16 protein-coding genes are annotated in these 15,759 nt (G+C 31.9%); 5 read left to right on the forward strand and 11 right to left on the reverse strand.

The features are described from left to right. Window positions 1-334: 334 nt before the first annotated feature. Window positions 335-1,354: a threonine aldolase family protein gene (locus ASF10_RS15630; RefSeq protein ID WP_056250826.1), complete on the forward strand. Its 1,020-nt coding sequence runs from the start codon at window positions 335-337 to the stop codon at window positions 1,352-1,354. Window positions 1,355-1,442: 88 nt separating this feature from the next. On the opposite strand, the gene ASF10_RS15635 is transcribed toward ASF10_RS15630, so the two are convergent. Next, entirely contained in the window at window positions 1,443-1,763 is a 321-nt protein-coding gene (locus ASF10_RS15635; protein ID WP_055098103.1) for a YbaB/EbfC family nucleoid-associated protein, read from the reverse strand. Window positions 1,764-1,830: 67 nt separating this feature from the next. Here ASF10_RS15635 and ASF10_RS15640 point away from each other — a divergent pair, with 67 nt between their 5' ends. From ASF10_RS15640 to ASF10_RS15650, 3 genes are all read left to right on the forward strand, one after another. After that, the gene (locus tag ASF10_RS15640; RefSeq protein ID WP_056252198.1) at window positions 1,831-3,966 is read left to right on the forward strand and encodes a S9 family peptidase; all 2,136 of its coding nucleotides are present in this window, start codon (window positions 1,831-1,833) and stop codon (window positions 3,964-3,966) included. Between the two features lie 70 nt (window positions 3,967-4,036). Next, a complete protein-coding gene (locus ASF10_RS15645; protein WP_056252200.1) occupies window positions 4,037-5,077 on the forward strand; it encodes a PLP-dependent cysteine synthase family protein in 1,041 nt (346 codons plus the stop codon). Between the two features lie 352 nt (window positions 5,078-5,429). Beyond that, window positions 5,430-6,347 (forward strand): LamG domain-containing protein, encoded by a 918-nt coding sequence (locus tag ASF10_RS15650; protein ID WP_056250828.1) that lies wholly within the window; start codon window positions 5,430-5,432, stop codon window positions 6,345-6,347. Between the two features lie 79 nt (window positions 6,348-6,426). Here ASF10_RS15650 and ASF10_RS15655 read toward each other — a convergent pair whose 3' ends face one another. From ASF10_RS15655 to ASF10_RS15685, 7 genes are all read right to left on the reverse strand, one after another. Further along, a complete protein-coding gene (locus ASF10_RS15655; RefSeq protein WP_056250831.1) occupies window positions 6,427-6,639 on the reverse strand; it encodes a hypothetical protein in 213 nt (70 codons plus the stop codon). A gap of 391 nt (window positions 6,640-7,030) precedes the next feature. Further along, on the reverse strand, window positions 7,031-7,453 hold the full coding sequence (locus ASF10_RS15660; protein WP_056250834.1) for a helix-turn-helix domain-containing protein: 423 nt from the start codon (window positions 7,451-7,453) through the stop codon (window positions 7,031-7,033). A gap of 111 nt (window positions 7,454-7,564) precedes the next feature. Continuing rightward, complete coding sequence (locus ASF10_RS15665; RefSeq protein WP_056250837.1) at window positions 7,565-8,080, reverse strand: hypothetical protein; 516 nt, start codon at window positions 8,078-8,080, stop codon at window positions 7,565-7,567. A gap of 31 nt (window positions 8,081-8,111) precedes the next feature. Continuing rightward, window positions 8,112-8,666, reverse strand: a complete 555-nt coding sequence (locus ASF10_RS15670; RefSeq protein ID WP_056250841.1) for an HD domain-containing protein — start codon at window positions 8,664-8,666, stop codon at window positions 8,112-8,114. A gap of 34 nt (window positions 8,667-8,700) precedes the next feature. Then, the gene (locus tag ASF10_RS15675) at window positions 8,701-9,072 is read right to left on the reverse strand and encodes a hypothetical protein (protein ID WP_056250844.1); all 372 of its coding nucleotides are present in this window, start codon (window positions 9,070-9,072) and stop codon (window positions 8,701-8,703) included. A gap of 130 nt (window positions 9,073-9,202) precedes the next feature. Further along, the gene (locus ASF10_RS15680) at window positions 9,203-9,625 is read right to left on the reverse strand and encodes a hypothetical protein (protein WP_056250845.1); all 423 of its coding nucleotides are present in this window, start codon (window positions 9,623-9,625) and stop codon (window positions 9,203-9,205) included. Between the two features lie 29 nt (window positions 9,626-9,654). After that, window positions 9,655-10,119 (reverse strand): hypothetical protein, encoded by a 465-nt coding sequence (locus ASF10_RS15685; RefSeq protein WP_056250848.1) that lies wholly within the window; start codon window positions 10,117-10,119, stop codon window positions 9,655-9,657. 344 nt (window positions 10,120-10,463) lie between these two features. Between ASF10_RS15685 and ASF10_RS15690 the strand changes: the two genes are divergently transcribed. Then, window positions 10,464-10,844, forward strand: coding sequence for a hypothetical protein (locus ASF10_RS15690; protein WP_241774970.1), 381 nt, complete (start codon window positions 10,464-10,466; stop codon window positions 10,842-10,844). A 57-nt stretch (window positions 10,845-10,901) separates the two neighbouring features. Here the strand turns inward: ASF10_RS15690 and ASF10_RS15695 are convergent, their stop codons facing one another. From ASF10_RS15695 to gcvT, 3 genes are all read right to left on the reverse strand, one after another. After that, window positions 10,902-11,615, reverse strand: coding sequence for a YebC/PmpR family DNA-binding transcriptional regulator (locus ASF10_RS15695; protein ID WP_029269334.1), 714 nt, complete (start codon window positions 11,613-11,615; stop codon window positions 10,902-10,904). 355 nt (window positions 11,616-11,970) lie between these two features. Continuing rightward, window positions 11,971-14,001 (reverse strand): S41 family peptidase, encoded by a 2,031-nt coding sequence (locus tag ASF10_RS15700; protein WP_056250850.1) that lies wholly within the window; start codon window positions 13,999-14,001, stop codon window positions 11,971-11,973. A 229-nt stretch (window positions 14,002-14,230) separates the two neighbouring features. After that, window positions 14,231-15,313: a glycine cleavage system aminomethyltransferase GcvT gene (gene gcvT / locus ASF10_RS15710; RefSeq protein ID WP_056250855.1), complete on the reverse strand. Its 1,083-nt coding sequence runs from the start codon at window positions 15,311-15,313 to the stop codon at window positions 14,231-14,233. Window positions 15,314-15,759: the final 446 nt, after the last annotated feature.

The following is a 15,759-nucleotide window of genomic DNA, read 5'->3' on the forward strand; positions in this document are numbered from 1 at the left end:
ATAAAAGAAGAAAAATATTTTGATTATCCAGATCAAATATTACAGGTTTTGTTTTTTCTTCAGTTTATTTTTAAGAAATGTTTTATGTCTCAAAATCAGATACTTTCTCTTGTTTTATGGGCTATATCAAAGGTGTGATTTTTTCGTCTAACAAATTGGTCTCTAAAATTATAGGATAACTTTAGAATATTAATGTTAGTTTTATATGTTTTTTGTAATTATTACGTTAATTTGGTTTAATTGTAATTGCTAGTTAAATTTTAGCAAAACTTGTTAAGAATAACTATCAGTAATACGTAATTTTGCTGTTGAAAAAAGATATACTTTTTAGAATATGGAGATAAATTTAATTAGCGATACCATTACCAAGCCTACATACGAGATGTTGCAGTATATGTTTAATGCACATGTTGGCGATGATGTATACAGGCAAGATCCCACAGTTATCGAATTAGAGACTAGAGTGGCTGAATTTTTTGGTATGGAAGCAGGGCTTTTTTTTCCATCAGGAACTATGGCCAATCAAACGGCGATTAAATTACATACACAACCCGGAGAACAATTGATTGCTGATAAATATGCACATGTTTATAATTATGAAGGAGGCGGGGTTTCTTTTAATAGTGGGGTTTCGTGTTGTTTATTAGACGGAGACCGTGGTATGATAACGGCAAGTCAGGTTGCAGCTGCTATTAATGATCCGGAGTTTTATCATAGTCCGCTAACAAGTTTGGTTTGTGTAGAAAACACGACCAATAAAGGTGGTGGAGCATGTTATGAGTTAGATGATTTAAGAGAAATAAAAAAAGTTTGCGATGCCAATAATTTGAAATTTCATCTTGATGGAGCCAGAATTTGGAACGCATTAGTGGCAAAAAGGCAAAACCCGAAAGAATTTGGAGCTATTTTCGACACTATTTCGGTTTGTTTATCAAAAGGATTAGGCGCTCCAATAGGTTCTGTTTTGTTAGGAACCAAAGCAGATATTCACAGGGCGTTGAGAATCAGAAAGATACTTGGCGGCGGAATGCGTCAGGTTGGTTATTTGGCAGCAGCCGGATTATATGCTTTAGCAAATAATATAGAAAGATTAGCCGAAGATCATCGTCGTGCAAAAGAAATTGCGGCCGTTTTAAGTACAAAACCGTGGGTCTCAGCAATAGAACCTGTAGAAACTAATATTTTGATTTTCTCCCTTGCAGAAGGTTACAGTGATCAGCTTTTGATTGAAAAATTAAAACAAAAAAATATTCTAATAAGCTCTATGGGACACAATAAACTTAGACTTGTAACGCATTTAGATTATAAAGAAGTAATGCATACATATGTGATTGAAACGTTGCAGAAGTTTTAGAAAAAGATTCTGAGGTACTAAGATTCTAAGGTTCTAAGTTTTTTCGAATAGGAAACTTAGCGCCTTAGAGTCTTAGTTTCTTAGAGGCTTACTTAAAAAGATTATCCATTCCCGGAATCATTGGCATATCCATTTTTGCAACGGCGTCAAGCTCTTGTTCATTAACACTTGTAGCTTTTTCTATTGCTTTATTTAATGTTACGATTAAATAATCTTCAAGTTGTTCTTTATCTTCAAGTAAAGAGTCGTCAATAGATATTGATTTTACCTTTCTGTTTGCAGTTAGTGTTACTTTTAATAATCCGTCAGCACTTTGTTCATCAATCAAAACAGTATCCAGACGTTTTTTTGTATCTTCAATTTTTTGTTGGGTTTCTTTAAGTTTACCCATCATTCCCATTAAATCCATTTTTGTTGATTTTAAATTATTTCATACAAAATTAGTATATTGCTGTATGATAACAATAGAATATTTTATGAAAAAATTAATTTGGTTCTGTTGTCTTTATAGTATTTTTGCTGCTTCGTATTTAAAAACTAATGCTCAATCAATGCAAAACGATATAATGGCTCCACAAGCCAAAGAAATTCCAAAATCATTAAAAAAACATAAAGAAACCAGAGTCGATAATTATTTTTGGCTTAACGATCGCGAAAACCCTGAAGTTATTGATTATTTAAATCTGGAGAATTCGTATTACCAGAGTATGACATCGCATACAAAAGGTCTTCAGGAAAATTTGTATGAAGAAATGAAAGCCAGAATTAAAGAAGATGATTCATCTGTTCCTTATTTCTACAATGGTTATTATTATATTACCCGTTTTGAAACTGGTCAGGATTATCCAATTTTTTCCAGAAAAAAAGGAAGTCTTTCTGCAGATGAAGAAATTATGTTCAATTGTAATGAATTGGCAAAAGGACATGCTTATTTTAAACTTGGCGGTTTAAGTGTAAGTCCGGATAACAAGTTTGCCAGTTTTGGAGTTGATATTGTGGGACGAAGAATTTATACCATTCAGTTTAAAAACTTAGAAACTGGTGAAATTCTATCAGATAAAATCGAAAATGCTACAGGAGGATCTGTTTGGGCAAATGATAACAAAACTGTTTTTTATACCAAGCAGGATGAAGTTACTTTAAGAGCGGATAAAGTTTTTAGACATAAACTAAATTCGGATTCGACTGCTGATGTATTGGTTTTTAATGAAACTGATGATACTTTTAATGTTTCGATAAGCAAAGAAAAATCAAGAAAATATATTGTAATTGGTTCAGGAAGCACGTTGACTACTGAATACAGAATTCTAAATTCTGATAATCCTGATGGAGAATTTGAGGTTTTCCAGCCTCGTGTTCGTGGTTTAGAGTATAGTATTTCTCATTTTGAGAACTCTTTTTATATTTTGACGAATAAAGATAAGGCGACCAATTTTAAGTTGATGAAAACGCCTGAAAATAAAACAGGAAAGAAAAACTGGGTAGATCTTATTCCGCATCGCGAAGACGTTTTGTTAGAAGATATCGAAATTTTCAAAAATTATTTGGTTGTAGAAGAACGCTCAAACGGATTAAATCATATTCGTATCATGCCATGGAATGGTGATGCGGACTATTATCTTCCTTTTGGCAGTGAAACTTACAGCGCTTACACGACAACAAATATTGATTTTGATACCGATATTTTGCGTTACAGTTATCAATCTCTTGCAACGCCTTCGTCTGTAATTGATTTTAACATGAAGACTAAAACCAAAGAAATCTTAAAAGAACAACAGGTTTTAGGCGGAAAGTTTGATAAAGAGAATTATATCGAAGAACGTGTCTGGGCAACAGCCAGAGATGGCGTAAAAGTGCCTGTTTCGATGATTTACCGCAAGGGATTAAATAAAGACGGTAAAAATCCGTTATTACTTTACGCTTATGGTTCTTACGGAATTACGATGGATACTTATTTTTCGTCTACACGACTTTCTCTTTTAGATCGCGGTTTTGTTTATGCAATCGCTCATATTAGAGGAGGAGAAGATCTTGGGAGACAATGGTATGAAGATGGAAAACTGTTAAAAAAGAAAAATACCTTTACAGATTTCATCGATTGCTCTAAATTTGTAATCGACGAAAATTACACTTCTCCTGAACATTTATATGCTGAAGGAGGATCTGCAGGAGGACTTTTAATGGGAGTTATCGTAAATGAAGCGCCAGAATTATATAGAGGAGTTATTGCTCAGGTGCCTTTTGTAGATGTTATTACAACTATGCTGGACGACAGTATTCCGCTGACAACCGGAGAATATGACGAATGGGGAAACCCAAATAATAAAAAATATTACGATTATATGTTATCGTACTCACCGTATGATAATGTAAAAGCACAAAACTATCCTAACATGTATGTTTCTACAGGATTGCATGATTCGCAGGTACAGTATTGGGAGCCAGCTAAATGGGTAGCTAAATTGAGAAATCTAAAAACAAATAATAATCTTTTATTTTTAGATACCAATATGGATGCCGGACATGGTGGAGCTTCGGGACGTTTTGAGGCTTTAAAAGACTTAGCAAAGGAATTTAGTTTTTTATTAGATTTAGAAAAAATTAAAAGCTAATTAGAAATTTTTTGTTAAATTTGCAACCTATCAAGGTTATTTAAAAATGCCTTTGATTAACTATTTTTTTATGAAAGAAGAAATAAACGCTTATAATAATGTTTTAGAGTTAATAGGTAATACCCCACTTATTAAGCTAAATAAAATTACCGAAGAGTTAGAAGGTAATTTCTACGCAAAGGTAGAAGCTTTTAATCCAGGACATTCCTCGAAAGATAGAATAGCGTTATATATTATTGAAGAAGCTGAGAAAAAAGGAATCTTAACACCAGGTGATACTATCATTGAGACTACATCCGGTAATACGGGTTTTAGTCTGGCAATGGTAAGTATTATAAAAGGGTACAGCTGTATTTTGGCAGTAAGCTCAAAATCATCCAAAGATAAAATTGACATGCTGAGAAGTTTAGGAGCAAAAGTATATGTTTGTCCCGCTCACGTATCAGCAGATGATGAGAGATCTTACTACAATGTTGCTAAACGACTACACGAAGAAACAAAAGGCTCAGTTTACATCAATCAATATTTTAATCAATTAAATATTGATGCACACTATAACACTACAGGTCCTGAAATTTGGGAACAAACAAAAGGACAAATCACACATCTTGTGGCTTGTAGCGGAACCGGAGGAACGATTTCCGGAACTGCAAAATTCTTAAAAGAGCAAAATCCAAATATTAGAATTCTAGGTGTTGATGCTTTTGGGTCTGTATTAAAAAAATACCACGAAACAAGAGAATTCGATAACAAAGAAATTTATCCGTATCGTATAGAAGGTTTAGGTAAAAACCTGATTCCATCTGCTACGGATTTTGATATTATCGATAAATTCATCAAAGTAACCGATGAAGAAAGTGCTCACTCTGCAAGAGAGATCACCAGAAAAGAAGGTTTGTTTGTAGGATATACTTCCGGAGCAGTAATGCAGGCAATCAAACAATATGCAGAAGAAGGCGAGTTTACCAAAGAAAGTAATATTATCGCAATTTTCCCGGATCATGGATCGCGTTATATGAGTAAAGTATTTAGCGATGACTGGATGAATGAACAAGGTTTCTTTGACAGTGTCAATGAAGAAGAGGTTCAAAAAATAGAATTTGTAAAGTAAATTAAAGTTACTTTATAATATATAACTCCATTCGTAAAACGAATGGAGTTTTTTTTGTAAAAATGTTTTTACAAATCTGGACAGTAAAATTAATTGAGTGCGTTTATTTCTATTTTTGGTAAGAATACTGTATTTATAAGTAATAAATTTTTTGTAGTATTGAATTAAATTTATAGTTTTAACAAAATTTATAAAAGTATAACTAAATTTAATTAAGAGCGTATAATCATCAATTTTGGTTATTTGACGGTTATTTTGGTTTGTTACCGAATAAATTTTTGCTCATACATATTATAATATAGATTAGTGTTCTTAAATACGCTTTTCTAAAATACCCTAAAATCTGTTCCATATGAAAAAATTATTACTGACATTAATGTTCGTAAGTTTTTTAGTTACTAATGCCCAAAATCCAGTCCAGGAATTCAATTTCAACGGGACTTTAAACAATGCCGATAATTCGGTTTCGCTTTTAGGGACACCTAACTTTGTAAATGACAGAATGGGAGTTGCAAAAGGCGCGCAGCGTCTCACAAATAAAGTTTTGCAAGGTATGGTTGGGGATCTTCCGCAAGATAACAAACCAAGATCAATATCTGTTTGGGTGAAGTTTAATACAATTACTTCTGTAAATTATATTTTGGGATATGGTGGTGCCGTAAATGCACAGTATTTTGGTTTAGTACAGCAAGCTGCTTCTGCAGGCAATTCAGACTTAAGTTTAGTGGGTTGGGGAGATACAAACAATGTTATAGCTTCAGTTCCGCTTTCAAAAGAAGTTTGGTATCAATATAGTGTAACTTATGATGGAACCCATTCAAAAGTATATCGTAATGGAGAATTACTAAAATCTGCTGATGGAATTTCGCGCTTGACAAAAGGTTATATTCTAAGATTAGGCGCATTAAATGGCACAGTTGGAATCAATGCAGATGTAGATGATCTTAAAATATACAATGTAGCAATGACAGACGAACAGGTTATGGAATCGTATAACAGTTCGAAACCAACTGGTGTAGCCGTAGCAGAAACTGTTCAGGCTTCAAGTCCTGCTAAAAAAGTGGTTGCTCCGGCACCTGTAAAAACTGTGGTTGCGGCAAAAGTACCGACGCCCGCAAAGACAGGAACTGTATCAGAAAATACAGGTTCTAAAATTGTTGAGGTTTTCTCGCAAGGCACAAAAGTAGTAGGAACGAATGCTACTAATATTGCTGATTTACCAGAAGGGACTTATTTATTGAAAGTATCCAATAACCCCGCAAAAAAATAACTTCCAATTTTATTTATATATTACAATTTCCAAATGGTAAAAGCCTTCTAAAATATAATTTTTAGAAGGCTTTTTTTTGTTAATGTTTTTTCTGTTGTCCAGGTGCATAAGCTTTGGCACTTTTGCTTCCTGACATTTTTTTTGCCTGTCCAGGAGGAATTTTTTTATTACTGCTGTTGCTGCTGTTACTTGGGCCACTGTGAACATGTGTGCTACAACTTAAAACACTAATAGCCACAAATAGAATTACCATAATAATTACGGCAGCTCTTGTATATTTCGATTTATTCATAAAATTATATTTATTTTTTTGTTTTTGGAATTTACAAATATAGGCGATAATGTCTGTTTTAAAAGCCGTATAAGCTATTTAGAGTATATATAAACAGTCAAAATTGTTTTTATTGAAAACTTATTTCAATTTATTATTTATCTTCATTTTAAGCGTTTAAATTAATTTGTTTTAAAATAAATCCGAAGAATTGTAGAACATAACTATTCATTATAAATAAAAAGCCTTCTTAATGTTACTCAAGAAGGCTTTTTGATTTTATCGTTGCAACTATTTAGTTTATAACACTAAGAACTACAAATAGAATTACGAGAACGATTACAACGTATTTTGTGTATTTTGAAGATTGCATTTTTTGATGGTTATGTGTTAATATAGGTTTTTATAAAGTCTATTTTTCTTTGAGTAATTTTTCCAGATAGTCGAGTTTATCTTTTTCAGCTAGCAGCAAACGTTCGTAAAGCTTTTTGTTTTCGTCTACAAGTTCCATCACTTTATCCAGAGGATTGAATGAGCAATGATTGGATTGTGGAGCATTAAGAATTGTTCCACTAATATCATTGTCGTAAATATTATTGAAATAATTAATTGCAGCTTCATCAGAAAAATTCTTAATGGCTTCAACCGTTACACCAAGTGCTTTTGCAACTTCAATTAGTTTTTCGTCGTCTATAGTTTCGCTATTTTCTATTGCAGATATAGTTTGCTGGCTTATTCCCATGGCTTGCGCCAAAGCTTCCTGTTTCATATCCCGAAGTTCACGAATACGGCTAATTTTTCGCCCTATATGATTTGGTTTTGTAAGTGTGCTCATAATTCAAAGATAAGAATAACTAAGTAAAATAGTATGCGAAATGTAAAAAACAGATTTAAAGCGGTAAGATACGATTAGAGAGAGATTTGATCGTTCGGTTTTACCGTGTTTTTATAGTTTATCAGCTATTCCTTTAATTTTTATCCTAATTTCATCTGTCAAAAACGGATCTTCCCAAATACCATGGACATAAGTAATATCTTCTCCTAAACTATCTTCTCCGGCTCCTCTGGGTTGATAATCATATTGCCAGCGACGAAATTCGATCAATAAATAGTTTTTATTCGATTCCGTATCTTCAAACAATGCAATTGTTGCCGGCAAATCGTATAATTTATTTACAAACGAGTTATCAGTAGTTAATCTTGATGGATATATTTTGTTGGGAGTAAGCTTAACATTATATGTTTTTTCAAAAAAGAGTAATTCTTCCTGAGAGAAAGAGTTTTCGTTTAATGTTGCACTGAAATTATATTTAAACTTAATTTTATTTCCGTTTAACAAAAGAAGAATTTCAGGTCTAATCAACTCACTTTTAATTTTGCAAATCCCTTCTGAAAGTACTTTTTCATTTCCGTTTCCTTCAATTTCATTTTCAATACAATAAAAATCGTCTATTAATCGCATTTTATTTTCTTTAAAATTATGTAAAACATTCTTAGAAATGCTTTACATAATCATCAATTTTTTGTTTTAATCTACTGGCAAGATAACTGTTTCCTTCTTTCAAAGTATCATAGATTAATATGGATTCTTTATGATATTCTTTTTTCTTTTCGGTTGTCCAATAATAGGGTGGAGAATAGAGATTGCAAATTCTGTCGGCCATTTTTACAGACCAAACTTCTTTAGGTTGTTGTTGTATTCTGGATAAACTATCCGTCATTTGGTCTTTTTTATGTTCTAAAGACGTGTTTTTAGTTAAAGCACTAACTCCATTTGCGATTTGTTCTCCAAATAAATCTTTAACCTTATCAAATGTAATTTCGGTATCTTCGATAGTGTCATGTAATAATGCACAAGTAATGGCAAGGTCTCCATCTATATTTTCTTCGAAATTAAGTGAATTTATTATTTCGAAAGTCACACTGCCAATATGATTGATATATTCTATTTGTAGATTTTCTTCATCTCCTCCGTACTTTTGTCCTTGGTGAAGTTTCGAAATTAAGTACCATGTTTTTTGCAGATTGTCTATTGACCATTTTTTCATAAGCTATTTTTTATCAAATTTTAATATTTGTAAGTTACTCAATTTCTAACACACCATAAATATAAAAACCCCAATATTCCCGATATTCATCAATATTAAAAATTATCATATAACATTTATTGCATTCCTTAGGTTGAAAGAATTGATACCGATATAAAAAACTCCTTTCGGTATTATTCAGGTTTTCAAGTTTACTAATTTGATGATTTGCTAAACTTTCAGTGGTTATTTGTCCGTTTTTAATTAATTCATTCAGAAAAAACGAAGTCTCAAATGACAAAATTACTTCATGTTTTATTCCGCCATTTACACAATAAAAACTAAAATTTAATTTTGAATATAGATTTTCGGCAGAGAAACTATTTTTGCCTAATTGTACTTTTTTTATAATCGAGATTTTATTCATTTGATAATGTGTAATGATATAAAGAAAAGAATTATCGGAATCAGTAATAAAATGGAAGCGAAAAAAACTTTCTTGAATTGTTTTACCTGTCCTTGATGATTTGAATCCATAGGTAATTTAAAAAATTACCCTATTTTTTCAAAATTTTAGGGATGAAGATATAGCCAAGAATTATTAAAATTACTATTGCAACACTAGCATAATCCACGAAACCATAATAACTTCTAACTTGTTCTCCATTACGTTTTAGCATCCTTACGGATTGAGGATCGCCGTAATGAAGTTTTCTAAACACAACAGTATCTCCAATTAAAAAACCGTATTCTATGGTATCACTATCTCCACCATCTTCATATTTTTTTCCGTTTTTATCGACAATATAATAAGTATGTACTCTGGCTGAGTTACCACTTCTTTTGTATGAATCACTATCATAAATAACACCTTTACCCATGTTATCTTCCTTGCTATAAGTAATATTGTTAATAATCCTCGTAAGTAATACAAGAAATACTGCGAATATAAAACCATGAAAAAGTATTTTTCCTCCCATTTGCTTAATGATCAAATTTTGATGAAACTTTAAATTATTTTTTTTGAATATTTTCTAAGTAATAAATATAAGATCGAGAATGTAGAAAATAGAAAGAGAAATGGTTCTATTAAATACTTTATATCTAAGCCTGAAAAATTGGTAGGTTTCCAATAAAATAAATTTACAGCTGTATATTTAGAATGATAAACTAGAATTCTGTGGTCTTTAAAGTTTTTTAAGAAGGGATTGAAATCATTCCTTAATTCTATTGAGGCTTTTTTCTTATTCGAGACTAAAGTGCCATGGTAAATTGACGAAAAATTTGACGTTGAATTCCAACTTGTTCCTGATGCTGAACCAAATTCATTGACAAGTAGTGTATCTTTTATAAATCCATCTTTACAAAATGCAATTGTATATCCGGTTTTGAGAACTGAAAAATCATTTATGATTTCAATAATTAAGATTAAAGAAGAAAGTATTATAACAAAGTAGGCAATAATTTTTTTCATTTATTTTTAATGAAGTTTCTAATGCTATAAAAGTATGCTTTCTGTTTGTGGATTTTTTTTATGGAAGTTGAAAGCATAATAAAAGCCTTCTAAATTTGTTTTAAGAAGGCTTTTTTAAATTTTATAATTGATACGTTTTAGTTGATAACGCTAAGAACGACAAATAAAATTACCAGAATGATTACAGCGTATCTTGTGTATTTTGATGCTTGCATATTGTGTTTATTTTGAGTTAATTTAAATTTGAGATTCGTAAATATAATAGTTTATTTTTATTGACGTAAATCTCTCTCATTTTTTTTATTTTTTAATAATAAAGTGCTTCATTAAATGTTTGATTAATTATGATGAGAAAACAATATAACTTACGTAAAAGCGAACAGGGACTAAAAGCCTGGGATGTTCATCGACTAATTGAATTATCTAAAGATCTGCCTGTAAAAAGCATTTTATTGTCTGATATAAAAGAAGTAAATGAACCTTATTGGTTCGAACATAATACCAATTTACCAACTTGTGCAGATGTTCTTAATCATATGAAACTTGTTCAGCAAGCAGATCTAAAGTATCCTATTATTTTATGTTCAGACGGACGCTTAATGGATGGAATGCATCGGGTAATTAAGGCGTTGCTGGAAGGTCATCTTGAGATTCAGGCAATTCAGTTTGAGAATACGCCAGAGCCTGATTTTATTAATATTCCGGTTGATGATTTACCTTATTGAATTATAACAAAAAAGCCCTGAAATTTCAGGGCTTTTGATATTTATAAAAAGAGAAAATTATGCTTCCTGCATAGTATGATAAACGTTCATAACGTCATCATCTTCTTCGATTTTTTCGATTAGTTTTTCAACATCAGCGATTTGGGCTTCTGTAAGTTCTTTGGTAATTTGCGGAATACGCTCAAAACCTGAAGATAAAATTTCTAAACCTCTGTTTTCTAATTCTTTTTGCAAAGCACCAAAACTTCCAAAAGGAGCGTAGATTAAAATTCCGTCTTCGTCCTCAAAAACTTCCTCAGCACCAAAATCAATTAGTTCTAATTCTAGTTCTTCCGGATCAAGATCACCTTTTGCAATTCTAAAGTTGCAAGTATGATCAAACATAAACTCAACAGAACCCTGAGTTCCCATTGTACCGTTGCATTTATTAAAGTAGCTACGAATGTTGGCTACAGTTCTATTATTGTTGTCAGATGCAGTTTCAATCAAAATAGCGATTCCGTGAGGAGCATATCCTTCAAACAAAATCTCTTTATAGTTGGCAGTATCTTTATTACTTGCATTTTTTATCGCGCGCTCTACATTGTCCTTAGGCATGTTAGCAGCCTTAGCATTTTGTATTACAGCTCTTAATCTAGAATTGGCATCTGGGTTAGGACCGCCTTCCTTAACAGCCATAACGATGTCTTTACCAATTCTGGTAAAAGTTTTGGCCATTGCTGACCAACGTTTCATTTTTCTTCCTTTTCTAAATTCGAACGCTCTTCCCATTTCTAATTTTTAGTTTTGAGTTGCAAAAATACGGTTATTCCTTATTTTTGCAAAATCAAAGATTAAGTTTTTTTGATTTGTTTCAGGTTTAAGGTTTCAAGTTTTGAAATAAGATAATTTTGTTTGAGTTTAACCGCAAAGTGCGCAAAGTTTTTTTTGTTTTAAATTGTAGTTAGTAAACACAAAGTTCGCAAAGCTTTATCTGGACATAGCTTTGCGAACTTTGTGTTTGTATACATATTACCGATAAAAAACTTTGCGCACTTTGCGGTTAAATTTTTTTTGTTCTCATTTCAAAGCCTGAAACCTGTAACCTGAAACCTGTAACTTGAAACCTGAAACTTGAAACAAAAACCTATTTCATCGCATTAAACTCATTAATAACATTCACCGCTTCGTTTAGGTACGGATTTGTTTTAAGGTTATCGATCTGGTATTGGTTTATCGTTTTATCATTAGGATAAGCGCCTAATAAAAACTGATTTACAGTAGAATTATAAACATCCAGCGGATTGTTTTCGTCATTAAACGTATTGATTTCTGTCCAGAGTGCGTTTACAATTTTTTTCTGTTTAAAGATAGCATCCAGCGTCATTGGGATTTCTGCTTTTGGAGTATTGACAAGCTGATCGATTTTTAGATTGATTTTTTTTATATTATTAAAAAAATAATTATCAGCCAGTCTTACAGAACTATTTTTGGCTAGTTTGTCGATTAAAACCCTTTTTACATACGGTTTAAATTTTAGCATTGGTTCAATACTATCATTTTTAATAGCGGTAGGAAAATCACTTTCTTTTTGGTAGACACCTTCATAAAATTCAGGAAGAACAACATCTGGTTTTACGCCAATATATTGGTGGCTTTTTCCGGTAACCCTGTAAAATTTATTGATGGTAATTTTTAAAAAATCTGTGTTTTTAGTTTCGTCAAGCGAAAGAATCGTTTGCATTGTCGCTTTCCCCAACGTATTACTGCCTAATAATAATGCCCTATTATAATCTTGTAATATAGAAGAGAAAAATTCACTTGCAGATGCCGTGTTACTATTCACCAAAATTACAATTGGTCCTTTGTATATCAAACCTCTATACGGATCGTTGATAATCGATTTTCCTTGTTTATTATCTACCACAATAGAAAGCGGACCATAATCAATAAACATTCCGGCAAGTTTTATGGCTTCCTCCATAGAGCCGCCGCCATTATCAATCAAATCAATTACAAGACCTTTTATATTATCCCTTTCCAGCTTTATAACCTCGCGCGCTACATCATCTGCACAACCTTTTCGACTGTTTCCGTCTAAATCAGCATAAAAACTTGGAATTTTAATGTACCCAACTTTACTGTCTTTACCAATGATGAAACTAAAAACAGAATTGTCCTCATCCTTCATGACTTGTTTTTCGATAAAAACATCAAAACTTTTACCGGAATTACGTTTCAGAGTAAGCGTAATACTTTTATTAGATTCTGATAAAATCATTGTCGAAATAGATTCTAATGAAGCACATGAAACCTGCAGCGTTTCTTTTTGATTGGATATAGAAAGAATCTGATCGCCTTTTTTAATTTGCCCTGTTTGATATGCAGGACCATTTGGATCAATTTCGGCAATTATAATTTCATTTTTTTCATTCAGGTTCACAGTCATTCCCAGAGACAAATGTTCTTTTGATAATGAAGCCACGAAACTTGTTTTAGAATCATCACTAAAATAAGCCGTATGCGGATCAAAATAAGTACAGAAAAAATTGTAGAGTTTTTCTTCCTGCTTGGTATTTGTTTCTAAAAGAGTATTTATTCGGCAGATTTCATTAGATACAATTAAGTTCTTAGACTTTAATTCAATCGAATTAAAATTGGTTTTAAGTGAATCGATATTATCACTGGTTTCGGCAATTTCATCTAGAATCTGATAACGTATTTTTTTTGACCAAACTTTCTCCAGATCTTCTTTTTTAAGATAAAAAGCAAAGGATTTTTTATAAAATCTAATTGTATCTTTTTTACTGTAATCAATAGGTTCTTTTTGTATTTTCTCCAGAACAGCTTTAGTTCTCAAAAGACCATTTCTATATTTTGCAGTAATATCAGCTAGAAAGCTGCAATCATTGCTCAGGATGAAATCATCCAGATTGGTACGATATTTATCGACCAGTTCTGTATATTCTGATTTAAATAATATGTTTCTGGAGGGATCCAGCTCATTAATTAAATTATCAAAAACAAAAACCGACAAACTATCGTCCACCGGTTTTGGTCTAATATGTTCTTCCTGAATAACAGCATTTATTTTGTTTAGTATTTCGCATGTCGAATTGCTATTTTGACTAAATAGAACGTTCGTAACCAACATTAATACTAATAATATTTTTTTCATATAATCGAAAATCTTCGTTTAGATTAAAATTACGTTTTAATTTTTGATTTAAAGTTATATTTTTTCTAAAAAATCTTACATATAAATGATTTAATTTGGTAAGAATTTTTACATAATAAAAAACAGTATTTGTTGTTAAATAGAGGAACAATTTAAAGGATAATGAATGCTACAAAAAAAAATGCGCTACTTGTTAAGTAACGCATTTCTAAATATTTATGATTTAAAATTATTTCTTGTAAAACGGTAATTTTACCACTTTAGCAGGAACATCATTTTTTCTGATTCTAATAAAAATATCACTGTCAACAGCACTATTGCTTACTGTAACATATCCTAAACCAATACCTTTATTCATAGAAGGCGACATAGTTCCAGAAGTTACAACACCAATTATTGCGCCACTTGCATCAACAATTTCATAATCATGTCTTGGTACAGCACGTTCCTGCATCTCAAAAGCAACTAATTTTTTAGAAACACCTTCTTCTTTTTGTTTTTTCAAACCTTCAGAATTAGTAAAATCTTTAGTAAATTTTGTGATCCAGCCCAAACCAGCTTCTAGCGGAGAAGTGGTATCATTAATATCGTTTCCGTACAAACAAAATCCCATTTCAAGACGCAAAGTATCACGAGCTGCAAGACCAATAGGTTTAATGCCGAAAGCTGCACCAGCCTCAAAAACTTTATTCCAAACCTGCTCAACCTCAGAATTCTTGCAATAGATTTCAAATCCGCCAGAACCCGTATAACCCGTAGCAGAAATAATAACATGCTCGATTCCTGCAAAATCAGCCACTTCAAAATGATAGTAAGGAATTGCAGATAAATCTATAGACGATAATGCCTGCATAGCTTCAACTGCTTTTGGTCCCTGAATTGCCAACAAAGAGTAATCATCAGAAAGGTTTTTCATCTCAACTCCCAAATCATTTTGAAGAGAAATCCAATTCCAGTCTTTTTCAATATTCGAAGCATTTACAACCAGTAAATACTGCTCATCTTTCATTTTATACACAATCAAATCATCTACGATTCCGCCTTCATTGTTTGGCAAACAAGAATATTGCGCTCTGCCAATTGTCAAAGTCGACGCATCATTCGAAGTCACTTTCTGAATCAAAGCCAAAGCATTTGGACCCGTCAACAAAAATTCTCCCATATGCGAAACGTCAAAAACGCCCACACCTGTACGAACCGTTTCATGTTCAGCGTTAATTCCCTCATAAGTAATAGGCATGTTATAACCCGCAAACGGAAGCATTTTCGCTCCCAAACTCTCATGTATGTGCGTAAGCGCAGTATTTTTCATTGTGTTGTTTTATAAAATTGTGTCGCAAATTTATTCAAAAAATATCTAAAAATGATAGTCTAAATTATAAATTTCGCAATGATTAGGAGCTATTTCCTGCTATCCGCTATATCTTTTTGTTTTTAAAGAAAAAACAAAAAGGATATCGCTCCTATCAGGGCTAGGAATTTACGGAAAACAAGAAACACTTTCTTCTTCAATTTTTTTATGTAACTTTAGTAACCTGAATTTTATGATTAATACTATTAAGGTAAAACAGACAGATATTAGCCAATTAAAAAATCCGTTTTTATCCGCGTTTTTACGAAGTAAATCCGTTTCATCAGCGTCAAAAAAACATCAGCCTTAAATACAAAGTGATTAAAAATTTATAAAATAAGCCAATTAAAAAAATCCGTTTTTATCCGCGTTTTTACGAAGTAAATCCGTTTCATTCGCGTAATAAA

Origin of the sequence: Flavobacterium sp. Leaf82, from assembly GCF_001422725.1 — a bacterium.
Taxonomy (GTDB): Bacteria; Bacteroidota; Bacteroidia; order Flavobacteriales; family Flavobacteriaceae; genus Flavobacterium.